18 protein-coding genes are annotated in these 22,867 nt (G+C 72.4%); 11 read left to right on the top strand and 7 right to left on the bottom strand.

Features of this window, described 5'->3' with window-relative positions:
• Window positions 1-198 precede the first annotated feature (198 nt).
• The gene (locus ACFYO8_RS24240) at window positions 199-756 is read left to right on the top strand and encodes a hypothetical protein (RefSeq protein ID WP_354873183.1); all 558 of its coding nucleotides are present in this window, start codon (window positions 199-201) and stop codon (window positions 754-756) included.
• A gap of 124 nt (window positions 757-880) precedes the next feature.
• Here the strand turns inward: ACFYO8_RS24240 and ACFYO8_RS24235 are convergent, their stop codons facing one another.
• Window positions 881-1,156, bottom strand: a complete 276-nt coding sequence (locus ACFYO8_RS24235) for a hypothetical protein (protein WP_354873181.1) — start codon at window positions 1,154-1,156, stop codon at window positions 881-883.
• 47 nt (window positions 1,157-1,203) lie between these two features.
• Entirely contained in the window at window positions 1,204-1,635 is a 432-nt protein-coding gene (locus ACFYO8_RS24230; RefSeq protein ID WP_354873179.1) for a hypothetical protein, read from the bottom strand.
• 479 nt (window positions 1,636-2,114) lie between these two features.
• On the opposite strand from ACFYO8_RS24230, the gene ACFYO8_RS24225 reads away from it, so the two are divergent.
• Genes ACFYO8_RS24225 through ACFYO8_RS24210 form a run of 4 tightly spaced genes read left to right on the top strand, consistent with a single transcriptional unit; the run spans window position 2,115 to window position 6,452 of the window.
• Window positions 2,115-3,398 carry an ABC transporter substrate-binding protein gene (locus ACFYO8_RS24225; protein ID WP_387257565.1) on the top strand — a complete coding sequence of 428 codons (1,284 nt, stop codon included), beginning with the start codon at window positions 2,115-2,117 and terminating at the stop codon, window positions 3,396-3,398.
• Complete coding sequence (locus ACFYO8_RS24220) at window positions 3,395-4,396, top strand: sugar ABC transporter permease (protein ID WP_354873175.1); 1,002 nt, start codon at window positions 3,395-3,397, stop codon at window positions 4,394-4,396. Before ACFYO8_RS24225 ends, ACFYO8_RS24220 begins: the two co-directional genes overlap by 4 nt.
• 1 nt (window position 4,397) lies before the next feature.
• Window positions 4,398-5,234: a carbohydrate ABC transporter permease gene (locus tag ACFYO8_RS24215; RefSeq protein WP_354873174.1), complete on the top strand. Its 837-nt coding sequence runs from the start codon at window positions 4,398-4,400 to the stop codon at window positions 5,232-5,234.
• A gap of 9 nt (window positions 5,235-5,243) precedes the next feature.
• On the top strand, window positions 5,244-6,452 hold the full coding sequence (locus ACFYO8_RS24210; RefSeq protein WP_357707591.1) for a sn-glycerol-3-phosphate ABC transporter ATP-binding protein UgpC: 1,209 nt from the start codon (window positions 5,244-5,246) through the stop codon (window positions 6,450-6,452).
• Window positions 6,453-6,682: 230 nt separating this feature from the next.
• Here the strand turns inward: ACFYO8_RS24210 and ACFYO8_RS24205 are convergent, their stop codons facing one another.
• Together ACFYO8_RS24205 and ACFYO8_RS24200 are read right to left on the bottom strand one after the other, a co-directional pair.
• Window positions 6,683-7,786: a winged helix DNA-binding domain-containing protein gene (locus ACFYO8_RS24205; RefSeq protein WP_354873170.1), complete on the bottom strand. Its 1,104-nt coding sequence runs from the start codon at window positions 7,784-7,786 to the stop codon at window positions 6,683-6,685.
• A gap of 211 nt (window positions 7,787-7,997) precedes the next feature.
• On the bottom strand, window positions 7,998-8,126 hold the full coding sequence (locus ACFYO8_RS24200; RefSeq protein WP_355095519.1) for a hypothetical protein: 129 nt from the start codon (window positions 8,124-8,126) through the stop codon (window positions 7,998-8,000).
• An 86-nt stretch (window positions 8,127-8,212) separates the two neighbouring features.
• Between ACFYO8_RS24200 and wrbA the strand changes: the two genes are divergently transcribed.
• Window positions 8,213-8,830 carry an NAD(P)H:quinone oxidoreductase gene (gene wrbA, locus ACFYO8_RS24195; RefSeq protein ID WP_354873167.1) on the top strand — a complete coding sequence of 206 codons (618 nt, stop codon included), beginning with the start codon at window positions 8,213-8,215 and terminating at the stop codon, window positions 8,828-8,830.
• Between the two features lie 69 nt (window positions 8,831-8,899).
• Here the strand turns inward: wrbA and ACFYO8_RS24190 are convergent, their stop codons facing one another.
• A complete protein-coding gene (locus ACFYO8_RS24190; protein ID WP_355095521.1) occupies window positions 8,900-10,819 on the bottom strand; it encodes a chorismate-binding protein in 1,920 nt (639 codons plus the stop codon).
• A gap of 259 nt (window positions 10,820-11,078) precedes the next feature.
• Here ACFYO8_RS24190 and ACFYO8_RS24185 point away from each other — a divergent pair, with 259 nt between their 5' ends.
• Genes ACFYO8_RS24185 through ACFYO8_RS24175 form a run of 3 tightly spaced genes read left to right on the top strand, consistent with a single transcriptional unit; the run spans window position 11,079 to window position 15,567 of the window.
• A complete protein-coding gene (locus tag ACFYO8_RS24185) occupies window positions 11,079-12,449 on the top strand; it encodes an FGGY family carbohydrate kinase (protein WP_354873163.1) in 1,371 nt (456 codons plus the stop codon).
• A 32-nt stretch (window positions 12,450-12,481) separates the two neighbouring features.
• Entirely contained in the window at window positions 12,482-15,148 is a 2,667-nt protein-coding gene (locus ACFYO8_RS24180) for a nitrate- and nitrite sensing domain-containing protein (RefSeq protein ID WP_387257590.1), read from the top strand.
• Window positions 15,149-15,153: 5 nt separating this feature from the next.
• A complete protein-coding gene (locus ACFYO8_RS24175) occupies window positions 15,154-15,567 on the top strand; it encodes a roadblock/LC7 domain-containing protein (RefSeq protein ID WP_334523680.1) in 414 nt (137 codons plus the stop codon).
• A 101-nt stretch (window positions 15,568-15,668) separates the two neighbouring features.
• Here the strand turns inward: ACFYO8_RS24175 and ACFYO8_RS24170 are convergent, their stop codons facing one another.
• Window positions 15,669-17,162: a GH1 family beta-glucosidase gene (locus ACFYO8_RS24170; RefSeq protein WP_354873159.1), complete on the bottom strand. Its 1,494-nt coding sequence runs from the start codon at window positions 17,160-17,162 to the stop codon at window positions 15,669-15,671.
• A gap of 858 nt (window positions 17,163-18,020) precedes the next feature.
• On the opposite strand from ACFYO8_RS24170, the gene ACFYO8_RS24165 reads away from it, so the two are divergent.
• The gene (locus ACFYO8_RS24165) at window positions 18,021-20,918 is read left to right on the top strand and encodes a glycoside hydrolase family 48 protein (protein WP_355096403.1); all 2,898 of its coding nucleotides are present in this window, start codon (window positions 18,021-18,023) and stop codon (window positions 20,916-20,918) included.
• A gap of 288 nt (window positions 20,919-21,206) precedes the next feature.
• Here the strand turns inward: ACFYO8_RS24165 and ACFYO8_RS24160 are convergent, their stop codons facing one another.
• Window positions 21,207-21,887 carry a DUF3159 domain-containing protein gene (locus tag ACFYO8_RS24160; RefSeq protein WP_357711824.1) on the bottom strand — a complete coding sequence of 227 codons (681 nt, stop codon included), beginning with the start codon at window positions 21,885-21,887 and terminating at the stop codon, window positions 21,207-21,209.
• A 92-nt stretch (window positions 21,888-21,979) separates the two neighbouring features.
• Between ACFYO8_RS24160 and ACFYO8_RS24155 the strand changes: the two genes are divergently transcribed.
• A complete protein-coding gene (locus tag ACFYO8_RS24155; RefSeq protein WP_354873155.1) occupies window positions 21,980-22,861 on the top strand; it encodes a phosphatase PAP2 family protein in 882 nt (293 codons plus the stop codon).
• Window positions 22,862-22,867: the final 6 nt, after the last annotated feature.

Genomic DNA, 22,867 nt, shown 5'->3' with positions numbered 1-22,867 from the left:
TATGTCACGTCCCTGGCCTTCACCCGTCGTGTCACGTGTGGACCGGAGAATGACAGTGAAGCGGATCTACAAGGAGGCCGGCAAGGAATTGTCGCCGCCCGGCACGCGTGGGGCGGGATCCAGTCACTTCAAGATCAAAAACGGTGTCGATCGGGCCGGGCGATGAGGCGGGTAGGTTCGATGGTTTCAAGGTTCCGAATGGGTGAACCGCTCCAGGAACTCAGTGGCGCCACCACCCTGTGGATCGTCGGTCTCAACCTCGACCTCGTCTCGGGTTACACGTTGTGGGGTGGAGGCGATCCTGATCGATTTCTGGCGGTGGGCGGCAGGATCGTGCTCACTCCGACCGTGGAGAGACTGGTCGAGGCGCTGCCGGAGTACGGGGAGCATTCCTTTCAGGGTGATGAGCAGTTCGAGTTCTTTCGCCGGGAGGTGCGGCGGGCGTGTTCGCGGGAGGCGGCAGGAGGAGACGAAAGCGGCTTGTACGATTTCGCCGCCACCCTGTGTGCGATCCGGGAGCGTGAGGTGCTGTATGCGCCACATTCCGGTATGGCGGCGGACTGCCTCGGCGCTGCGCTTGATCTCGGCCGGCAGTACGGCGAGGACTCCCTCGGCTTCCGGTTGACTCGCTCCGGCGCTTTGGACGTGTTGTATCGGGCGGTCTGGGGTGAGTTGGACGAGGAGGATCTCGACTACGTAGAGATCGAGGCGGCGTTCGTCCGGCTTGTCGACTGGATCGGGAGCGCCGTCGCCTAGCGGGGATGGACGGCAGGGTGGTCGCACCTGCACCCGCTGCCCCCGTGGCGGGCCGACCCGGTGAGCGCGTGGTACGACCCGGGGTCGGTCAACCATGCCGCCCGCTCGGCCTGACGCCGGGTTGTCAGCCGACCTCGCCGCGCACGATCGCCACCGCCACCCGGCAGAACTCGTCCATGTCCGGGTTGAACCCGGCGGCGATGTCGGGGTGCAGGCCGGAGCGGGTCTCGTCGAGCAACCGACGGCAGACGTCCTCCACCGGCTCACCCGCGTAGCCGGCGCGGACCCGGTCGGCGGCCGCCTGCAGGGCCGAGGTCAGCTGATCCTCCAGCGGGCCGCGCAGCTTCTGCTGCACAGGGTCGAGCCCGCTCGGGTCGAGCGTGACATGTGGCTCCGACATCGGCACTCCCTTCGTCGGCGTCCGCGGTACCCCACCGCTGACGTCGGTCAAACCATCGTCGGTACGGCCGACACCCGGACCAGATACGAGAACTCCTCCGCCGGCTCCTCGACGTACGACAGCCGGCGGATCTGCCGGTCGTCGGCCCAGAGCGCGACGTCGACGAGCACCCCGAGGTGCGCGAGACCGATGGTGGACACCCGCTTCTTGTCCTGGAGCACCGCGCATACGCCGCCCAGCAGCGTGCTGGCGTCGGCGGTGCGGTGCCCGGGCGGACAACGCAGGGTCAGGTCCACCTCGACCGGCCCGGTCAGCGGGGTCCACCCGGTGCGCTGCGCCGCCGTGCAGGCGGCCTGGAGCAGGGTGCGGACCCTCGTGGCCTGGCGGTGCCCGGCGGCGAAGATGGACAGGGCCTCGGTCTTGACCGGGGGCAGGCCGCTCACCTCGAAGGTCAGGGCGAGAGCGCGGGTGTCCTGCACGACGGCACCTCCTCGGGGGAATCCTGCCCAACCGGGGAACGCACGCACGGCACTTCCCTGCAGAACCAGCCGATCGGGCGGGTGATGGGGGAACGGCCGGAGGCGCATCGGCATCGACGGCGACGCGCCGGCTACGGAGCTAGGCAAAACGCTAGCCGAGCCGGCTGACGCTGGGTAGTCCCCCCGCGCTCACGCAGCGGGACGGCGGTCAAGCCGGATCGCCGGTGCGCCGGGCCAGGCATTCGTCGATCGCCCTGCCGATCAGCCGATGGGCCAGCGGCGCCCGCCGGGTCCACGGGCAGACCAGGGCGGCTGCTGTCACATGTCCGTGATGTTTCGTTCCGTCGCAGGTCGGGCACGTTCAGCCGCACGACACACGCCCGGGGCGTCGGGCGATCGGGCCCCGTTCCCCGGTCGTCTCGCCGTGCGCCGGGGCACGGGTCACTCCCCGGTTCTTCGCCGAAGAGAGGGGGAGGGTGATGACGACAGTCCCCGACACGGCCGCACGGCGGCCGGCCGGACGCGCGGCGGCGGCGGCCGCCGCGCTCGCGCTGGTGGCCCCGCTGGCCGCCTGCGGGTCCGGCGGCGACGGCGGCGTCCCCACGATCAACCTGTACTACCCGCCCGAGCAGAACCTGCAGAAGGTCGTCGACACCTGCAACACGGCGGCGCAGGGGCGATACCGGATCGACTACCGGGTGCTGCCGCGCGAGGCCGACGAGCAGCGGGTGCAGATGGTACGGCGGCTCGCCGCGCAGGACAGCGGGATGGACGTGCTCGGCCTGGACGTCACGTGGACCCAGGAGTTCGCCAGCGCGAAGTGGATCAAAGAGTGGACCGGCCAGGACAAGGCCGAGGTCGAGCAGGGCACGCTCGGCGGCCCGCTGGAGACCGCCCGGTACGAGGACAAGCTCTACGGCGCGCCCAAGAACACGAACGTGCAGTTGCTGTGGTACCGGTCCGACCTGGTGTCGCAGCCGCCGAAGACCTGGGACGAGATGATCTCCGCCGCCCAGCAGCTCAAGGAGCAGGGCAAGCCGTACCAGGTGCTCACCATGGGCGCCCAGTACGAGGGCCTGGTGGTCCTCTACAACACGCTCGCCGAGAGCGCCGGCGGCAAGATCCTCAGCGACGACGGCAAGAAGGCGGAGATGGACGAAGGCGCGATCCGCGCGCTCGACCAGCTCAAGCGCTTCGCCACGTCGGGCGTGACCTCGCCGTCGTTCAGCAACGCGCTGGAGGACCCGGTGCGGCTGGAGTTCCAGTCCGGCAAGGGCGCGTTCCAGGTGAACTGGCCGTTCGTCTATCCGGCGCTGCAGGAGGCCAACCCCGACCTGGCGAAGGACGTGAAGTGGGCCCGGGTGCCGGGCATCGACGCGGACACCCCCAGCAAGGTCACCATCGGCGGGGTCAACCTGGCGGTGAGCAGCTACTCGAAGCACCCCGAGGAGGCGTTCGAGGTGGCCCGCTGCCTGCGTAACGCCGAGAACCAGAAGTTCTCCGCCGTCAACGACGGCGTGCCGCCCACCATCGAGGCCGTCTACGACGACCCGGAGATGACAGAGGCGTACCCGATGAAGGAGACCATCCTGGAGGAGCTGAAGGAGCCGGCGGTCCGGCCGCTGACCCCGGCTTACCAGAGCATCTCCACGGTGATGTCGGCGATCCTGTCGCCGCCGTCGGCGATCCGGCCCGAGCAGACCGCTGACGAGCTGCGCAAGGCGATCTCCGACGCGCTGGAGTCCAAGGGAGTTCTGCCATGAGCGTGAACGCCACCCCGGCCGGCGCGCAGGTCGCCGCCGAGGCCGAGGCCGGGCAGCCGGGCGGCCGGCACGCCGCCGTACCGGAACAGCGCTCCCGGCGCGGCTCCCGCGCCCCGCTGAGCGAGAACAAGCGGGCCGAGCGGCGTCTCGGCTGGCTGCTGTGCGCGCCGGCCGCGCTGGTCATGGTGCTGGTCACCGCGTACCCGATCCTGTACTCGGTCTGGCTGTCGCTGCAACGCTTCGACCTGCGCTTCCCCGACGAGCGGGAGTTCGTCGGGCTGGAGAACTACGTCACCGTGCTGACGAACGACTTCTGGTGGACCGCGTTCGGGGTGACCGCGCTGATCACCGTGGTCACCGTCGCGGTCGAGCTGGTTCTCGGCATGGGCCTGGCGCTGATCATGCACCGGACGCTGGTCGGTCGCGGCATCGTCCGCACCGCCGCGCTGATCCCGTACGGCATCGTCACTGTGGTCGCGGCGTTCTCCTGGCGGTACGCCTGGACGCCGGGCACCGGCTACCTGGCGAACCTGTTCGACGGCAGCGCCCCGCTGACCGAGCGGGCCAGCTCGCTGGCGATCATCATGCTGGCGGAGATCTGGAAGACCACCCCGTTCATGGCGCTGCTGCTGATGGCCGGGCTGGCGCTGGTGCCGGAGGACCTGCTCAAGGCGGCCTCCACCGACGGCGCGACGGCGTGGCAGCGGTTCACCAAGGTCATGTTGCCGGTGATGAAGCCGGCCATCCTGGTCGCGCTGCTGTTCCGCACGCTCGACGCGTTCCGGGTCTTCGACAACATCTTCGTGCTCACCAACGGCGGCAACGAGACGTCGTCGGTGTCGATGCTCGCCTACAACAACCTGATCCGGGGCCTGAACCTCGGCATCGGCTCCACGATGTCGGTGCTGATCTTCATCACCGTGGCGATCATCGCCTTCGTCTTCGTGAAGCTGTTCGGCACCGCTGCCCCGGGCAGCGACGATGGGGAGAGGCGCTGACATGGCAGTGGAAACCACCACGCGGGCGAAGCTGCGCTGGGGCCTGCTGGACGTCGTGGTCGTCGTCTTCGCGCTCGTTCCCGTGCTCTGGATCGCCTCGCTGTCGTTCAAGACCCCGGCCACGCTCACCGACGGCAAGTTCTGGCCCCGGGAGTGGACGCTCGACAACTACCGGACCATCTTCGACACCGACCAGTTCGTCCGGGCCCTGGTCAACTCCATCGGCATCGCGCTGATCGCCACCGCGATCGCGGTGGTGCTCGGGACGATGGCCGCGTACGCGATCTCCCGGCTGGACTTCCCGGGCAAGAAGGTGCTTGTCGGCGTCTCGCTGCTGATCGCGATGTTCCCGCAGGTGTCGCTGGTGTCGCCGCTGTTCGAGATCGAACGGCAGCTCGGTCTGTTCGACACCTGGCCGGGCCTGATCCTGCCGTACATCACGTTCGCGCTGCCGCTGGCGATCTACACGCTGTCGGCGTTCTTCAAGCAGATCCCGTGGGACCTGGAGAAGGCGGCGAAGATGGACGGCGCCACCCAGGCCCAGGCGTTCCGGCGGGTGATCGCGCCGCTGGCCGCGCCCGGCGTGTTCACCACGGCGATCCTGGTCTTCATCTTCTGCTGGAACGACTTCCTGTTCGCGATCACGCTCACCTCGACCGAGCGGTCCCGCACGGTCCCGGTGGCCCTGCAGTTCTTCACCGGCGAGTCGCAGTTCGAGGACCCCACCGGGGCGATCTGCGCCGCCGCCGTGGTGATCACCGTGCCGATCATCCTGTTCGTGCTCTTCTTCCAGCGCCGCATCGTCTCCGGTCTGACCTCCGGCGCAGTCAAGGGATAGGTGGTAGCAATGGCCGACATCGTGCTGGACAAGGTGAGCAAGCGGTTCCCGGACGGGACCACCGCCGTACAGGACGTCGACCTGGAGATCGCCGACGGCGAGTTCGTGATCCTGGTGGGCCCGTCCGGCTGCGGGAAGTCCACCACGCTCAACATGATCGCCGGGCTGGAGGACATCAGCTCCGGTGAGCTGCGCATCGGCGGTGAGCGGGTGAACGACAAGGCGCCCCGGGACCGCGACATCGCGATGGTCTTCCAGTCGTACGCGCTCTACCCGAACATGACCGTGCGGGAGAACATGGCGTTCCCGCTGCGGCTGGCGAAGCTGGACAAGGAGACCATCAACCAGAAGGTCGACGAGGCGGCGAAGGTGCTGGAGCTGACCGCGCTGCTGGACCGCAGGCCGGCCAACCTCTCCGGCGGCCAGCGGCAGCGGGTGGCGATGGGCCGGGCGATCGTTCGCCAGCCCAAGGCGTTCCTGATGGACGAGCCGCTGTCGAACCTGGACGCCAAGCTGCGCGTGCAGATGCGCACCGTGGTGTCCCGGCTGCAGAAGCAGCTCGCCACGACCACCGTCTACGTCACCCACGACCAGACCGAGGCGATGACGCTCGGCGACCGGGTGGTCATCATGCGGGGCGGCGCGGTGCAGCAGGTCGGGCCGCCGCAGGAGCTGTACGACCACCCGCGCAACCTCTTCGTCGCCGGGTTCATCGGCTCGCCCTCGATGAACTTCGTGCACGCCGTCGTGGAGGACGGCCGGCTGCGGACCGCGCTCGGCGACGTGCCGGTCGGCGATCGGATCCGGCGCGAGCTGGAGGCGGGCGACGCGCCCAGGGAGCTGATCCTCGGCATCCGCCCCGAGCACTTCGAGGACGCGGCGCTGATCGACGACGAGACCCGCCGCCGGGGCATCGAGTTCGAGGCGCCTGTCGACATCGTCGAGTCGATGGGCTCGGACAAGTACGTCTACTTCACCGTCGAGGGGGAGCGGGCCACCGCCGCCGAGCTTGAGGAACTGGCCGCCGACACGGGCGCTGCGGACTTCGCCGGCGCCGGCTCCAACCTGGTCACCCGGCTGTCGGCGGAGTCGCCGGTCCGCGAGGGCGAGTCGCGCCGGGTCTGGTTCAACCTGGAGAAGATCCACCTGTTCGACCCGGGCAGCGGCCGCAACCTGACGCTGCACGAGGGCCGCTCGGCCGGCGCGCTGGCCGACTGAGCCCATCCGTCGGTGGCGGGTGACCCGCACCCGGCGATCACCTGCACGTCGGGGAAGTGGCATCACTCACGTGGGATGACGCCACTTCCCCGAACTGGCGTCTGCGGCCGGAGCGAACCAGGCGCCGGGCCGCCCGTGCGGCGGGCCGCATGCGGTGAGCGGAACACCACGGGTGCCTGCGGACGGTTGTGACACCCATGGTGTTCCACCCGTCGAGTTCTCGGCGAGCGTCACCAGGAGTGGCGCAGCTCCAGGCCGAGGAAGCGGGCGTAAGCCGTCAGCGCGGCGTTGACCCGGGTGCGCAGCGCGGCGTCGAACGGCACAAGCTGGTGCACGGCCACCGTCACCGTCTTCGCGCCGAGCGTCCGCGTCCAGGTGCCGACCACGCGCCCGCCGCGCACCACGGTCGACCGGAACATGCCGTTGTTGCCGGGGACCACTGCCGCGGCGTGCGCCGGGTCGAGCATCAGCGAGCGGTCCTTGAAGCCGAGCAGGTATTCGTCGAAGCCGGGCAGGGTGTGCACGTCGTCGACCGGTGAGCGGGGCGCGTCGAGCAGCGCGGCGTCGACCACCGCGGGCTCGCCGTCGACCTCGACCGGGGCGAGCAGGTCACCGGCGAGCGCGATCGCCCGGGTCGCGTCGGTGACGGTCAGGCCGGTCCACCGGGCCAGCTCGTGCCGGGTCACCGGGCCGTGGCCGCGCACGTAGCGCTGCGCCAGTAACGCCAGCGCCTCGTCGCGCTCCGGGCGGTGCGGGTCGGGCGCCCACTCGTCGAGCAGGACGAACGTCTGCTCGGTGCCGACGTGCGGCGCGATGCAGGTGACGCCGCGCTGGCTGGCGTACCAGAGCAGGTGATAGCCGCGCTGACCGTCCGTGTCCAGCCCGGCGGCCCGCAACGCGGCCAGGCACTCGGCGCGGGTGAGCCGGCCACCGCCGGCCAGCGCCGCGCCCAGCACGTCACCGGCCCGCTCACCGTCGGCGACGGTCAGCCCGAGCTGCCGCCATCGTCCGGCGATGCCGGCGAGCGTCCGCGCCCCGGTCAGCTCCAGCATCCACCGCGTGTCGCGCGCCGGGACCAGGTGCACGGTGCCGCGCATCGGCCAGGTGCGCAGCGCCTCGCGCCGCTCCAGCGCCGCGCGGACGTCGGCCTGGGTGGCGCCGGGCAGGCGTACGCCCAGCGACCACAGCCCGCTCGCCGCGTCCTGCGCCTGCATGGCGCCGAACCACTCGACCACGTCGGCGACGCCCTGCGGGCGGGCGGTGGGGTGCGGGCGCAGCAGCAGGCCGGTCATCCGCAGCGCGAGCGCCTCGGCGCGGCTCAGACGTGCGATCACGGGGTCAGCGTAGGCGCGGGATACGACAGCCCCTGATCGCGCTGCGCCGGCGGCGCTGCCGACACCAGCGCGATCCCCCGTTCAGGTTCCCGGCGCGGGGGCGGCCGGTGCGGCCGACGCCGGTCCGACCAGCATCCCGTGTGAGCTGGGCGGGGAGAGCGGTTGCGGACGGAACTTGCGCAAATCTTGAGCGACGCGCGGTCCAGGGCAGTCAGAGCCTGCGGGCCTGCTCCTCCGTGACGTCGCGGGGCCAGGTGTACGTCTCGCCGGCCGCCACGATCCCGCGCGGCAACGGCCAGACCAGCGGCCAGTCGGCCGGCGTGGCGGTACGGGTCTGCACCCGGCGAGCATGCCACGCCCGGCGTTTGACGGAACAAGTAACGGGTAGTCGCCGGAGCTGACCCGAAACCGAGGAGGGAACGTCTGATGGATGGCCAGGTCAAGGTCGCGGTGATCTATTACAGCGCGACCGGCATCACCTACCAGATGGCGCAGGCGGCGGTCGAGGCGGCCGGGGAGGCCGGCGCCGAGGTGCGCCTGCGCAAGGTACGTGAGCTGGCGCCCGACGAGGCGATCCGCTCCAACTCCGGCTGGCAGGCGCACCGGCTGGAGACCCAGGACGTGATGGAGGCCGAGCCGGACGACCTGGCCTGGGCGGACGTGGTGATCATGGGCGCGCCGACCCGGTACGGCATGATCGCCGCCCAGCTCAAGCAGTTCATCGACACGACCGGGCCGCTGTGGGCCAACGGCGCGCTGGCCGACAAGGTCTACACCGGGTTTACCTCGACCGCCACGTCACACGGCGGCCAGGAGGCGACGCTGCTGTCGCTGTACACGGTCTTCTACCACTGGGGCGGCATCGTGGTGACCCCCGGCTACACCGACCCGAGCCAGTTCGTCGCCGGCAACCCGTACGGCGCGTCGCACACCAGCAACAACGGCGAGGTGGCCCCGGACCACGTTGCCCTGACCGCCACCGCGCTGACCGCCAAGCGGGCCGTGCTCATGGGCGCCGCGCTGAAGCGGGGCATGGCCGGCTGACGGCCCGACTGGCGACCGGTGGCCGGGCGAGGGCTCTCGAACCCGCCCGGACCACCGGTCGCCAGTGCCCTACCCGCGATCGGCCGCGCCATGCGCGCTCAGCGCGGGGCGGTCGAGCAGATGCCCGAGCAGATCTGCCAGGACCGTCGTGCCGTCCTGGCTCAGCACCGACTCCGGGTGGAACTGCACCCCGGCGAAGCCCGCGCCGCGCAGCGCGTGCACCGCGCCGTCGGCCGGGTCGCGGGACACCTCGACCGGGCCGTACGGGCTAGCGACCCGGTCCGCGTCGGCGCGGGCGGTGAAGCTGGCGTAGAACCCGACCCGGCGGGTCACCCCGAACACCGGCACGTCCCGCGGCAACCCCTGGTACGGCGCGTCGCGGCGGTGCAGCGGCAGGCCCAGCAGCCCGGCGAGCAACTGGTGGCCCAGGCACACCGCCAGCGTCGGCCGGCCGGATTCGAGCAGCTCGGTCAGGAGCGTCCGCAGCGCCACCATCTTCGGTGCCGTCGCGTCCCGCGGATCACCCGGCCCAGGGCCGGCCACCACCAGGTCGTAGCCGTCCAGCGGACCCGGGTCCGGCCAGTCCCGCCGGGTCACGGTCAGGCCCAGCGCGCCGAGCTGGTGGGCGAGCATGCCGGTGAAGGTGTCCTCGCCGTCGACGATCAGCGCCCGGCGTCCGGCGAGCCCGCGCAGCGCGAGTGCCCCCGGCGTCCGCTGCTCCAGCCAGAACCGGGCCAGCGGGGCGTTGCGGGCGGCCAGCGCGGCGCGTACCTCGGGGTCGTCGGCGTACCGGACGGCCGGCTCGGTGGCCGAGCGCGGCGCGTCCGGGCCCAGGCCGAGCGCGGCCAGCACCCCGGCGGCTTTCGCGTGCGTCTCGGCGACCTCCCCGGCGGTGGTCGAGTGCCGGACCAGCGTCGCGCCGACCGGCACGCGCAGCGCGCCGGTCGGGGAGATCTCGGCGGTACGGATCAGGATCGGCGCGTCGAGCGTCTGCCGGCCCTGCACGTCGCGGCCCAGCAGGGCGAGCACCCCGGCGTAGTAGCGCCGGCCGGTGCGCTCGTGCCGGGCGATCACCCGGCAGGCGTTCTCCATCGGGCTGCCGGTGACCGTCGGCGCGAACATGGTCTCCCGCAGCACCTCGCGTACGTCCCGGGAACAGCGCCCGGCCAGGAGGTACTCGGTGTGCGCCAGGTGCGCCATCTCCTTCAGGTACGGCCCGACCACCTGGCCGCCGTGCTCGGCGACCACGGCCATCATCTTCAGCTCCTCGTCCAGCACCATGTAAAGCTCCTCCACCTCCTTCTCCTCGTACAGGAAGCGCAGCAGCTCGGTCCGGTCGACGGTCTCGCCCCGGTGCCGGAACGTGCCGCTGATCGGGTTCATCTCGACCAGTCCGTCGGTGACGCTGACGTGCCGCTCGGGGCTGGCGCCGACCAGGATCCGGGTGCCGGTGTGCACGAGGAACGTCCAGTACGCGCCCCGCTCGCGCAGCAGCAGCCGGCGCAGCGCGGCCAGGGCCGCGGCCAGCGGGTCGCCCTGCACCGTGGCGCGCATGGTGCGGTGGATGACGAAGTTCGCGCCCTCGCCCCGGCCGATCTCGTCGGTCAGCACCCGTTCCACGATCGCCGCGTACTCGTCGTCGGCGATGTCGAAGCCGGCGTCGCGGGTGCGTACCTCGGCGTCGGGCAGGTCGTCGAGCAGTTCGGCGAGTGGTATCCGCCGGTGCTCCTCGACCGTCAGGAACTCCAGTGGCAGCCCGTCGTCGACGCACTCGAAACCGCGTTCGGTGATCTGCCGGTACGGCACCACCGCCAGCGTGTGCGGCCCGGAGCCGTGCTCGGGCAGCGGCAGGTCGGCGAGCCGGTCGGCGGTGCGTACCGGGCCGGTGAACAGGTCGACGTGGCCGGCGCCCTCGCGGCGGACGAGCGCGAACGGGCCGGGGTCGCGGCCGGCAGCGACGGCGGCGAGCGGGTCGGACAGGCGGGTCATCGGGTCTCCTCGGTGGGCCGGTGGCCGCCGGTGGAGGCGACCCGGGATGCCGGGGGAGACCGGCGGCCGCCTCGTCGGGCGGCCGCGTGGGGAAAGCTACGCGCGGGGGTGGGCCGCCGGGTCGGCGGGCCACCAGCAGGACAGGTGCGCGAGCATGACGGTCACTGTACGCGGTCGGCGGTCGCCGCGGAACCCGATCACACGAGAGCGGTACGGATCTTGGCGTAGCCGCCGGCCGCCCCGGGTAGGTTGACCGGCGATGGACATTCTCGCTCTGGATCTGGGCACCTCCTCGGTGCGCGGCTTGGTGCTCGACGCGGACGCCGTCCCCCGTCCGGGCGCGCTGGCCCGGCGCCGGGTGCGCCTGGTAACCGGGGAGGACGGCAGCGGGACGCTCGACGGCCCGGCCTACCTGGCCTGCCTGATCGAGTGCGTGGACGAGTTGGCCGCCGGCGGGCACCTGCGGGACGTGGAGCTGGTGGCCATCTCCGCGCAGTGGCACTCGGTGCTGCCGCTTGCCGCCGACGGAAAACCGTCGGGACCGGTGCTGACCTGGCTGGACACCCGGCCGGAGCCGCTCGCCGGAGCGCCCGGGCCGGCCGACCCGGAGCACTTCCACAGGCGTACCGGCGCGTGGTGGCACCGCTGCTACTGGTCGGTGCGACTGCCCTGGCTGCGTGAGCGCACCGGCCCGGCGGCCCGCTTCACCGGGCTCACCGAGTACGCGCTCGGCACGCTGCTCGACGAGGCGCCGATGTCCGTGTCACTGGCCTCCGGCACCGGGCTGTTCGACCTGGGGCGCCTGGACTGGGATCCGGAGGCGTGCGAGCTGGCCGGCGTACGACCGGACCGGTTGGCGCCGCCGGCCCCGCCGGGCTGGCACGGCCGGCTGAACGCGACGTACGCCCGGCGGTGGCCGCAGTTGGCCGGGGCGCGGTGGGCGCCGCCGGTCGGCGACGGCGCGGCGGCGAACGTCGGCTCGGGCTGCGTCGACCCTTCCCGTGCGGCGGTGACCGTCGGCACCTCGGCGGCGGTACGTGTGATCCAGGCGCTGCCGGCCGGCGCGGAGCCGCCGCCGCTGCCGGCCCGGCTCTGGCGTTACCGGGTCGACCACGACCACGTGGTGACCGGCGCGGCGTACTCCAGCGGCGGCAACCTGTTCGCCTGGGCGGCCCGCGAGCTGCGGCTGCCGGCGGGCCGGGAGTTGGAGGCGGCGCTGGACCGGGCCGCCGGTCCGGTGCGGGCCAACCCCCGGTTCGGCGGCGACCGTCCACCGGGCACCGCCCCGGCGGGATCGGGGGAGCTGCGCGGGCTGAGCTTCGGCACCACCGCGGTGGACATCCTCGCCGGCCTGATGAGCGGGCTGTGCCGGCTCGTCGCCGACGACCTGACCCTGCTGGAGGCCGACATCGGGGAGCCGATGGAGGTGATCCTCGGCGGCGGGGCGCTGACCGCCTCACCGTGGTGGCGCGGTGCGTTCCTCGACGCGCTCGCGCCCCGCCGGGTGTGCTGGCAACGCAACCCGGAGATCGGCGCCACCGGTGCGGCGCTCATCGCGCTGGGCCGGCTCGCGGAGGCGGGCGAGATCGCCGGGGTCGGCCGGACGGACGAGGCCGCCTCGCACGCGTGACCGTCCACCCCGCGGCGCTGACCGTCCTGGTCATGCCGTCCGGGCGGCCGTTGACACCGGCAGACGGCCTGATTGGATGGACTCCGCTCCCCGATGTGGTGGGGCGGGACGAGGAGGCAACCGTGGGCGCAGGTCCCGACCCGGTTCCCGGTGCGGCCCCTCAGCCGCACCGGCGGCGCTCCGGGTTCCGGCTGCGGGACTGGCGGATGGGCACCAAGCTCGCCACGGTGCTGGTGATCCCCTCACTGGCGTTCCTGATCCTGGCCGGCATCCAGACCCGGGGCCTGGTCGGGCAGACCACCACGCTGAGCGCCTTCGCCGAGCAGGTCGGCATCGGCCGGCAGATCTCCGCCGCCGTGGACCGGCTCCAGCACGAACGGGACCGCACCGCGGGCGAACTGGCCGCGCTGCGCCGTGTCGGCACCGGCGCCGACCGGGACGCCGCCGTCGCCGCGCTCAAACCGCTCCAGGAGGCCACCGACCGCGCGATGGCGGAGCTGCGCACCGCCGCCGCGCCGCTGGCCGACGCCGACGCCGCCTGGCGGGTCTCGTACTCCGAGGCCATCGAGGCGTACGACCAGGTAACGAACATCCGGGCGGCGGTGGCGCCGGCGGTGCTGTCCAGCGACACCGTGCTGAGCAATTACCACAGGTCCGTCGCGTCGCTGCTGAACCTGCTGGCCGAGCCGTCGCCCGGCGACGGCCGGCAGGACCTGACCGAGGCGGTGCTGCGGTACGTGCAGGTCTCCCGGGTCAAGGAGCTGTCCTCGCGCGTCCGCGCGGAGCTCTACGCCGCCGCCCGGGCCGGCCGGTACGAGCCCGACGCCCAGGTGACGCTGAGCGACCTGCGGGCCCAGCAGCTCACCGCGCTCGGTGCGTTCCGGGTCGCGGCGACCGCGGACCAGATCCGCCGCTACGACCGCACCTCGGTCGACCCGGCGTTCGTCGCCGCCACCCGGATGGAGGAGCGCACCCTGCCCGGCGGCGAGGCGAAGCCGGCCCTGCTGGACGCGGCCCAGTGGTGGGCGGCCAGCGAGCAGCGGCAGGAGCTGTTCCGCCAGTTGGAGAGCGAGATCGTCGGCGACGCGGTACGCCAGGCCGACGACGCCAGCGCCCGCCAACTGCGCGACACGCTGCTGGTGGGCGGCGCGATCGCCACCGTGCTCCTGGCCGCGGTGCTGATCTCGCTGCTGGTCGGCCGGTCGGTGGCCCGCGCCATGCGGCAGCTCCGCGGCCAGGCGCTGCGGATCGCGCAGGTGGATCTGCCGCTGACGCTGGAACGGCTGCGCACGGTGGATCGCCCGGTGGGCGCGATCGACGTGCCGCCCGCGGTGATCGACTCGCAGGACGAGATCGGCGAGCTGGCGGAGGCGTTCGTGGCGGTGCACCGCAGCGCCGTCGACGTGGCGGTCGAGCAGGCGATGATGCGGCGCAACGTCAATGCCATGTTCGTCAACCTGGCCCGGCGCAGCCAGGTGCTCGTCGAGCGGCAACTGGAGCTGCTCGACGACCTCGAACGCGAGGAGAGCGACCCGGACCAGCTGGAGAACCTGTTCAAGCTCGACCACCTCGCCGCCCGCATGCGCCGCAACGACGAGAGCCTGCTGGTGCTCGCCGGCAGCGAGTCGACCCGGCGGTGGAACCGTCCGGTGGGCCTGGGCGCGGTGCTGCTGGCCGCCAGTGCCGAGATCGAGCAGTACCAGCGCGTGCGCCACGAGAACCGGACCGACCTGCACATCGTCGGGCACGCGGTGGGCGACCTGGTGCACCTGTTCGCGGAGCTGCTGGAGAACGCCACCGCCTTCTCCCGCCCGGACACCGCGGTGCGGGTGGTCGTCGAGCCGGACGGCCGGGGCGCGCTGGTGCAGGTCGTCGACGAAGGCTTGGGCATGAGCCCGCCGGCGCTGGCCGAGGCGAACGCGGTGCTCGCCGAGCCGCCGGCCGCCGACGTGTCGGCCTCGGAGCGGATGGGCCTGTTCGTGGTGAGCCACCTCGGCGCCCGGCACGGCGTACGGGTGCGGTTGAGCGCCACCCGGGCGGGCCTGGTGGCCCGGGTGCGGATCCCGGCCGAGCTGCTGGCCGAGGCGCCCGGGCCGGAGACGGAACGGCCGGGGCCGGACCGGCTCGGGCGCGGCGCGGAGCAGCGGGCGCTCACCGGTCCGGTAGCGGCGTCCGGGGCGCTCGTCGCGGCGACCGCCGAGCTGCCGGTGGCCGGATGGCGTCCGGCGCCGGGCCAGCCCGCGGCGCTGCCGGTGTCCCCGCTGACCGGCCGGCCGCTCGGCGACGGGAGCGACGCCGGACCCGCCGCGCCGGCGCCGGCCGCCGCGCCGGTCACCGCACCGCGGCCCCGCCCGGGACGGGCCGAGGACGTGCTCACGCCGGACGTCGGCGCGGCGGGCGGCGGATGGTTCAGCCGGCAGGGGCCGGCCGCGTCGGCGCCGGGTGTGACGCCGGCCCCGGCGGCGACGCCGGTGACCGGAGGGACCAACGAGCGGGGCCTGCCGGTACGCGTGCCGATGGCCCAGCTCACCTCGGTCGCCCCGGACGGGCGTCCGGACCGCCCGACGGTGCGGCACGAGCCGGATCCGGAGGCGGTCGGCGGCATGCTGTCGCGCCTCTACAGCGGGGTACGGCGGGCCGAGGCCGAGGAGACCACCGAGATGTACCTGCCGCACGACGAAGGAGGACGACGACAGTGACGACGTTGAGCCAGGAGGCACGCGACCTGAGCTGGCTGGTGAACGCGTTCGCCGAGCGTGTTCCGGGAGTGGCCCACGCGGTGGTGGTGTCCTCCGACGGGCTCCTGGTGGCGATCTCGGCGAACCTGCCCCGCGACCACGCGGACAAGCTCGCCGCGGTGACCTCCGGCCTGATGAGCATCACCGCCGGGGCGGCACAGATGTTCGACGGTGACGTCGTCAAGCAGACGGTGGTCGAGATGGGGCGCGGCTACTTCCTGGTGATGCAGATCCGGGACGGCTCGATCCTGGCCACGCTGGCCGGGGCGGACGCCGACATCGGCGTGGTCGGCTACGAGATGGCGCGGCTGGCCAAGCAGGCGGGCGAGATGCTCACCCCGGCGTTGCGCGCCGAACTCCAGCAGGCGCTGCCGCGCTGATCCGCTGCCGGCGCTTACGCGCTGATCCGCTGCCGGCGCTTACGCGCTGATCCACCGGGTGCGCGCCCGGCCGGCACACCGCCGGCCGGGCGCGCGCCGGTTCACAGGCCGTTGCGGCGGATCACGTCGCGGTACCAGTGGGCGCTGCGCTTGAGCACCCGCCGCTGGCTCGCGTAGTCGACATAGACCAGGCCCCAGCGCTGCTCGTACCCCTCGGCCCACTCGAAGTTGTCCAGCAGTGACCAGACGTGGTAGCTCTCCAGCGGCACCCCGTCGGCGATGGCCCGGTGAGCGGCGGCGAAGTGGTCGCGCAGGAAGGTGACCCGCCCGACGTCGTCGATGTTGCCGTCCGGGCCGGGCGCGTCGGGGCAGGGCAGGCCGTTCTCGGTGATGGTGATCGGCACCCGGCCGTAGTCGCGGGTGACCCGGGTCAGGATGTCGTACATGCCCTCCGGGTAGATCTGCTGCCACTCCGCCTCGGAGGTGGGCCACTTGCGGACCGTGTCGCGGTCGCCGGTGACGTAGAGCGGCGTGTAGTACTGCACGGCGAGCAGGTCGATCGGGCTGGAGATGATCTTCAGGTCGCCGTCGCGGACGCCGCGCGCCATCCGGCTGTCCGGGCCGAGGTCGTCCAGCACGTCCTCCGGGTACGCGCCCTTGAAGATCGAGTCGAGGTAGAGGCGGTTCTCGTAGCCGTCGTGGAGCCGGGTCGCGGCGGCCGACTCGGCCGAGTCGTCGGCCGGGTAGCAGGGGTGCAGGTTGAGCGCCGGGCCGATCCGGCCGGTGACGCCGGAGGCGCGCAGCGCCTGCACGGCGAGGCCGTGAGCGAGCTGGAGGTGGTGGGCGACCAGGTACGCCGCGTCCTCGTCGCGGATGCCCGGCGCGTGGTGGCCCCAGATGTAGCCGTTCTGCACCACCGTCTTCGGCTCGTTGATGGTCAGCCAGACCGGCACCTGGTCGCCGAGGGCGTGGAACACCACGTCGGCGTACTCGGCGAAGCGCTCGGCGGTGTCCCGGTTCTCCCAGCCGCCGGCGTCCTGGAGGGCCTGGGGGAGGTCCCAGTGGAACAAGGTGGCCATCGGCGCGATGTCGCGCTCGTGCAGCCCGTCCACCAGCCGGCGGTAGAAGTCGAGGCCGCGCTGGTTGGGGCGGCCCGAGCCGTCGGCCTGGATGCGCGGCCAGGAGATGGAGAACCGGTAGCTGCGCAGCCCCAGCTCGCGCATCAGGTCCAGATCCTGGGCGTACCGGTGGTAGTGGTCGGCCGCGACGTCGCCGGTGTCGCCGTTGCGCGTGCGGCCCGGCGTGTGGCTGAAGGTGTCCCAGACGGACTCACCCCGCCCGTCCTCCTTCGCGGCCCCCTCGATCTGGTACGCCGAGGTCGCCGCCCCCCAGCCGAAGCCGTCCGGGAAACGCAGCCCGCGATCCGGCTCCGGGTCGGTGGTGCGCTCGGGCCGGCTGTCGCAGCCGCCGAGCGCGACGGTGGACGCGGTGGCGCCGGCCGCGGTGGCGCCGGCGAGCCCGGCCCGGGCCGCGCCGGCCGCGGTCGCGGAGAGGGCGGCGCGGCGGAGCAGGCGCCGTCGGGTGAGTAACGACATGAGGCTTCTCCTCGGAGTGACGGGCCGCCCTGGGCCGGGAGCGCTCCCAGCATAGCCAGGGGCGGCCGGCCCCGATCCGGCGGTCGCGGCGAGGATGCGGCGCGGCCGGCGGGCGGCCGGAAGGGTGGGTGAGGGCGGGGGCGTCGCTCGGGAACGTCGCTCGCGGCGGCGTGAGCGGCGAGGGGTGGGGTGGATAGCGAGAAAGGCCGTCCGGGTGGCGTGTCACGCCTGTCCCGTCGGCCTCTTTTGCCGTCGACAACGGGGGTTTAGTGTGGGGACGGGGGAGGGCAACCCCCGTCCCCACCGATGGTGCACACACGCACGAAGTGGATTGGCGTCCGTCGTGCGCGTCGCGCGGGAGCCGGGCCACGCGAGTGGCTCTGGTTCCACCTCCCTCCGTATGGCGGGTGATGGCCGGCGGCGGCGTCCGGGCTGGTCCGCCGTCGGCCTCTGGGCCGACGCGCCGGGCACGGGTGTGCCCGGGCGATCCAGTACTTACATCTCCGTCGATGGAAGCGCTCCCATCGGCGATGCTGCGACTGTAACGCTCGTCACGGGTTTGGAAAAGCCCCTAAACGAGATCGAAACATGGATGGGCGTATCTGCGCTGGCCGTTGTGGTGGGAGCGCTTCCATGTCACACTCTCGTCACGCAGCGCGGAGCCAGTGAACGCGAGCGCGGGCCGCCGAGGGCACCCGGTGACGAACCGGTGCGGCACCCGATCCCCGGCACGGCCGGGACGACCACCTTTCCGGACGCCTCCGTCCCCCCGCGTACGCCCCGTCGGCGCGTGGAGGCGCCCTGCCGGGACCCCGAGGTCCCGGCCCGGTCCGAGGAGAAATCGCCCACATGAGACTTCTGGCCAGACGTCGCCGCACGGCGATGGTCGCCGCCGCCGCCCTCGTCATAGGCGGGGTGGCCCTGCCCGCGGGCGCCGCCCAGGCCGCGCCCGCCTGCGACGTGACCTATGCGTCAACCGACTGGAACAACGGGTTCACCGCCAACGTCACCATCAAGAACCTGGGCGACGCGCTGAACAACTGGTCGCTGAAGTTCGCCTTCCCGAACAGCAGCCAGCGCGTGGTTCAGGGCTGGTCGGCCCGGTGGAGCCAGTCCGGCAGCGAGGTGACCGCGACGAACGAGTCGTGGAACGGCAGCCTGCCCGCCGGCGCGTCCACCAGCATCGGCTTCAACGGCAGCTACAGCGGCAGCAACCCGAAGCCGACCGCGTTCACGCTCAACGGGGTCGCCTGCAACGGCGCGCAGACCAACCAGCCGCCGACGGTCTCCCTGAGCGTGCCGGCCGGCCCGTTCGAGGCGCCGGCGGACGTCCCGCTGACCGCGACCGCGAGCGACACCGACGGCACCATCAGCAAGGTCGAGTTCTACCGCAACGGCCTGCTGGTCAACACCGACACCACCGCGCCGTACGGCTACGACCTGCTCGACCTGCCGGCCGGCAGCTACACGGTGCAGGCCAAGGCGTACGACAACGCGGGCGGCACGGCGACCTCGGAGAAGTCCTTCAGCGTGACCGCGGCGAGCGGGCCGAAGCTGGTCGCCAGCCCGTCGGCGGTCACCGTGTCCGAGGGCGGCAGCGCCACGGTCCGGTACACGCTCAGCGCGGCGCCCACCGCCAACGTCCCGGTGACCCTCGCCGTCACCGGCGACAGCGACATCACCGTCTCGCCGTCCACGCTGACGCTCACCCCGAGCAACTGGAGCACCGGCGTCACCGCGACGGTATCCGCCGCGGAGGACTCCGACACGGTCGGCGGCACCGCCACCATCACCGCGTCGGCCACCGGCTACGCGCCGATCTCCGTCGTGGCCACCGAGGCGGACAACGACACCCCCGGCGGCGACAACGCCTACATCAAGAAGTTCCTCGACCAGTACGGCAAGATCAAGAACTCGGGCTACTTCAGCCCCGAGGGCGTGCCGTACCACTCGATCGAGACGCTGATCGTCGAGGCGCCCGACCACGGCCACGAGACCACCTCGGAGGCGTTCAGCTTCTGGCTCTGGCTGGAGGCGCAGTACGGCCGGGTCAGCCAGAACTGGGCCCCGTTCAACAACGCCTGGACGGTGATGGAAAAATATATTATTCCGAATCATTCAGACCAGGCGACGGCCGGCTCGCCCGGCACCCCGCAGTACGCGTCCGAGCACAACCTGCCCAGCCAGTACCCGTCGGCGCTGGAGGCCAGCGTCCCGGTCGGCCAGGACCCGCTGCGCTCGGAACTGCAGTCCACCTACGGCACCGGTGACATCTACGGCATGCACTGGCTGCTCGACGTGGACAACACCTACGGCTTCGGCCGCTGCGGCGACGGCACCACCCGGCCCGCGTACATCAACACGTTCCAGCGGGGCACTCAGGAGTCGGTGTGGGAGACCGTGCCGCAGCCGTCCTGCGACACGTTCAAGCACGGCGGCCCGAGCGGCTACCTGGACCTGTTCGTCAAGGAGTCCAGCGCCCCGGCCAAGCAGTGGAAGTACACGAACGCCCCGGACGCCGACGCGCGTGCCGTCCAGGCCGCCTACTGGGCGCTGACCTGGGCCAAGGCGCAGGGCAAGCAGGCCGACGTGGCGGCCACCGTGGCAAAGGCCGCCAAGATGGGCGACTACCTGCGCTACGCGTTGTTCGACAAGTACTTCAAGAAGATCGGCAACTGCGTCGGCGCGAGCACCTGCCCGGCCGCCACCGGCCGTGACTCGGCGCACTACCTGCTCTCCTGGTACTACGCCTGGGGTGGCGCGTACGACGCCTCGCAGAACTGGTCGTGGCGGATCGGCTCCAGCCACAGCCACTTCGGCTACCAGAACCCGTTCGCGGCCTGGGCGATGTCCAGCGTCGCGGAGCTGAAGCCGAAGTCGCCGACCGCCACTTCCGACTGGCAGAAGAGCCTCGACCGGCAGCTGGAGTTCTACACCTGGCTCCAGTCCGCCGAGGGCGGCATCGCCGGTGGCGCCACCAACAGCTGGGACGGCAGCTACGCCCAGCCGCCGTCGGGCACCGCCACCTTCTACGGCATGTTCTACGACGTCGACCCGGTCTACAACGACCCGCCGTCGAACCAGTGGTTCGGCATGCAGGCCTGGTCGATGCAGCGCATCGCCGAGCTGTACCTGGAGACCGGCAACGCGAAGGCCAAGGCGCTGCTGGACAAGTGGGTACCGTGGGCGATCGCCAACACCACGCTCGGCACCAACTGGTCGATCCCGTCGGACATGAAGTGGACGGGCCAGCCGGCCAACTGGAACCCGAGCAGCCCGCAGCCGAACACCAACCTGCACGTCGAGGTGACGGTCAAGGGGCAGGACGTCGGCGTCGCCGGCGCCTACGCCCGCACGCTCATCGCGTACGCGGCCAAGTCCGGCGACACCGCGGCGAAGGACACCGCCAAGGGCCTGCTGGACGCGCTCTCGGCCGCCGCCGACAGCAAGGGCGTCTCGACGGCGGAGAAGCGCGGCGACTACAAGCGCTTCGACGACGTCTACAACGCCGCCGACGGCCAGGGCCTCTACATCCCCAACGGCTGGACCGGGAAGATGCCCAACGGCGACGCGATCGCCCCGGGCAAGAGCTTCCTGGACATCCGCTCGTTCTACAAGAACGACCCGGACTGGCCGAAGGTGCAGGCGTACCTGGACGGCGGTCCCGAGCCGGTCTTCAACTACCACCGGTTCTGGGCCCAGTCGGACATCGCCATGGCGTACGCCGACTACGGCACCTACTTCCCGCAGGGGTGAGGTGACCCCTCCTCCGTGGGCGGGTGCGAGCCCGCCCGCGGAGGAGGCCGACCCGGCCGATGGGGGAACGGAGCGGCCGGGTCGGCGAACGGCCTGACGCCCACGGTCAGGCCGGGTGGGCCGGCCGTCCGGCCGACGCAGCGGACCGGCCGGCCCACCACTCCGCCCGGCGACGACCCATGGCGCGAAAAGGCATGCGAAATTCAGCGGTCCACGGGATCACATCCGGGCCCTGGACGGAGTAACGTATTTGACGGAGAGGCCGCTCCCCCCGTGGCGGCCTCTCCGTTATTCTGTCCGGACCATGCCGTCCGCCGGGTCCACCGGGTGACGCAGCCCCGGATGCCCGGCCGGCAGTGAACGCCGGATCACCATCCAGCTCCCCGCCAGGGCCGCCGCGATCAGCGGCCAGGTCAGCGCCGCCCGCGCGACCGTCAGCGCGACCACCTGCCCGGACAGCCACAGTGGCACGAACACCGCTACCCGCAGCACGTAGCTCGCGGCCCACACCCAACTGCCCCGGCCGTACGCCCGCAGCAGCGCCGGGTCGCGCCGCCACCGGGTCCGCTGGCCCAGCGCCGTGCCGACCACCACACCCAGCAGCGGCCAGCGCACCACGATGCTCACCGCCCAGGCCAGCGCGCTCGCCGCGTTGGCGGCGATCTGGAGCAGGAAGAAGTCGGCGGCCCGGCCGGTGCGCAACGCGATCAGCGCGGCCACGCAGACCGCGAGCAGCCCGATCAGCACCGAGCGGGGCCGGTCGCCGCGCCGCCACCGCCAGCCGGCCACCGCCGTGCCGGTCAGCACGGCCGCCAGCACGCCGCCGCCCAGCCCGCCGAGCGCCCAGCCGAGCCCGAACGCCAGGGCGGGAAGCGTCGCGTCCAGCGCCCCGCGCCGGCCGCCGAGCAGGTCAGCCAGCGACTCCGGCCGGGGTTCGCCCTCCGGTCGCCGCCCTGGCGTGCCCGTCACGGCCCACCTCCTCGCATCGCCCGCCTCACCGTACGCCGCCGCCGCTGGCGCTCCGCCGCGCGCCGGAGCGGTCCTACCGCTAAGTTGTCCGGGTGCGTGAGACGGCGAGGGGTTGGACGGCGGTCTGGTTGGTCGTACTGGCCCTGCTGCAGACAGCCGCGTTCGGGCTGGTGTGGCGCTTCGCCGTACACACCGAACTGGGTCAGTGGCTGGACACGGTGGCGCTGACCGGAAACCGGATCGGCCAGGACCGCATCGACGGTCCGGTGGACACGATCCTCAACGCCATGTCGGTGGTGTCGCTGCTGGCCGCGACCGCCGTGATCGGCTTCATCGCGCTGATCCGGGGCCGCAAGGCGCTCGCCGTCACCGCGACGCTGCTGATCGCCGGCGCGAACGTGACCACGCAACTGCTCAAGCACTACCTGGTACGCCCCGACTTCGGCATCGACCCGGAACGGGCCGCCGCCGGCAACAGCCTGCCCAGCGGGCACACCGCGGTGGCGGCTTCGGTGGCGGTCGCGCTGATCCTGGTGCTGCCGCGCAAGCTGCGGGTGGCCGGGGCGTTCCTCGGCGCCGGGTACGCCGCCGCCGCGGGCATCGCGACGCTCTCCGCCGGCTGGCACCGGCCCAGCGACGCGGTCGCCGCGTACCTGGTGGTCGGCGCCTGGGCGGCGGTCGCCGGGCTGGTGCTGCTGTTCTTCCAGCGGGAGCAGGCGGTGGTGGAGCCGGGCGACGCGCACCGGGTGGCCGCCGCCGTGCTCGGCGGCGCCGGCGTGGTGGCGCTGCTGGCCTCCGTGGTGGCGCTGTCCTGGCTGGTCGATCGCTCGACCGTCCCCGTCGAGGCGCTCGGCCGCCGTCCGCTGTTCATCGGGTACGCGGGCAGCGCGGCCGGCATCGGCGGCGCGATCGCCGTGGTGGCCGCGCTGGTGCTGGTCATGGTGCACCGGCTGGTGCCCCGCTGGAAGGGCTGAACCGCG

The sequence above is a fragment of the Micromonospora sp. NPDC005257 genome, assembly GCF_042872445.1.
Classification (GTDB): domain Bacteria; phylum Actinomycetota; class Actinomycetes; order Mycobacteriales; family Micromonosporaceae; genus Micromonospora.
This window is presented reverse-complemented; position numbering and strand designations above follow the sequence as displayed.

What these genes read in the sequence shown, in the direction of transcription:
- ACFYO8_RS24240 (WP_354873183.1), top strand. Translation starts at nt 199, where the DNA reads ATGGGTGAACCGCTCCAGGAACTCAGTGGCGCCACCACCCTGTGGATC.
- ACFYO8_RS24225 (WP_387257565.1), top strand. Translation starts at nt 2,115, where the DNA reads ATGACGACAGTCCCCGACACGGCCGCACGGCGGCCGGCCGGACGCGCG.
- ACFYO8_RS24235 (WP_354873181.1), bottom strand. Translation starts at nt 1,156, where the DNA reads ATGTCGGAGCCACATGTCACGCTCGACCCGAGCGGGCTCGACCCTGTG.
- ACFYO8_RS24215 (WP_354873174.1), top strand. Translation starts at nt 4,398, where the DNA reads ATGGCAGTGGAAACCACCACGCGGGCGAAGCTGCGCTGGGGCCTGCTG.
- ACFYO8_RS24190 (WP_355095521.1), bottom strand. Translation starts at nt 10,819, where the DNA reads ATGACCCGCCTGTCCGACCCGCTCGCCGCCGTCGCTGCCGGCCGCGAC.
- ACFYO8_RS24210 (WP_357707591.1), top strand. Translation starts at nt 5,244, where the DNA reads ATGGCCGACATCGTGCTGGACAAGGTGAGCAAGCGGTTCCCGGACGGG.
- ACFYO8_RS24170 (WP_354873159.1), bottom strand. Translation starts at nt 17,162, where the DNA reads ATGTCGTTACTCACCCGACGGCGCCTGCTCCGCCGCGCCGCCCTCTCC.
- ACFYO8_RS24220 (WP_354873175.1), top strand. Translation starts at nt 3,395, where the DNA reads ATGAGCGTGAACGCCACCCCGGCCGGCGCGCAGGTCGCCGCCGAGGCC.
- ACFYO8_RS24185 (WP_354873163.1), top strand. Translation starts at nt 11,079, where the DNA reads ATGGACATTCTCGCTCTGGATCTGGGCACCTCCTCGGTGCGCGGCTTG.
- ACFYO8_RS24180 (WP_387257590.1), top strand. Translation starts at nt 12,482, where the DNA reads ATGCCGTCCGGGCGGCCGTTGACACCGGCAGACGGCCTGATTGGATGG.
- wrbA (WP_354873167.1), top strand. Translation starts at nt 8,213, where the DNA reads ATGGATGGCCAGGTCAAGGTCGCGGTGATCTATTACAGCGCGACCGGC.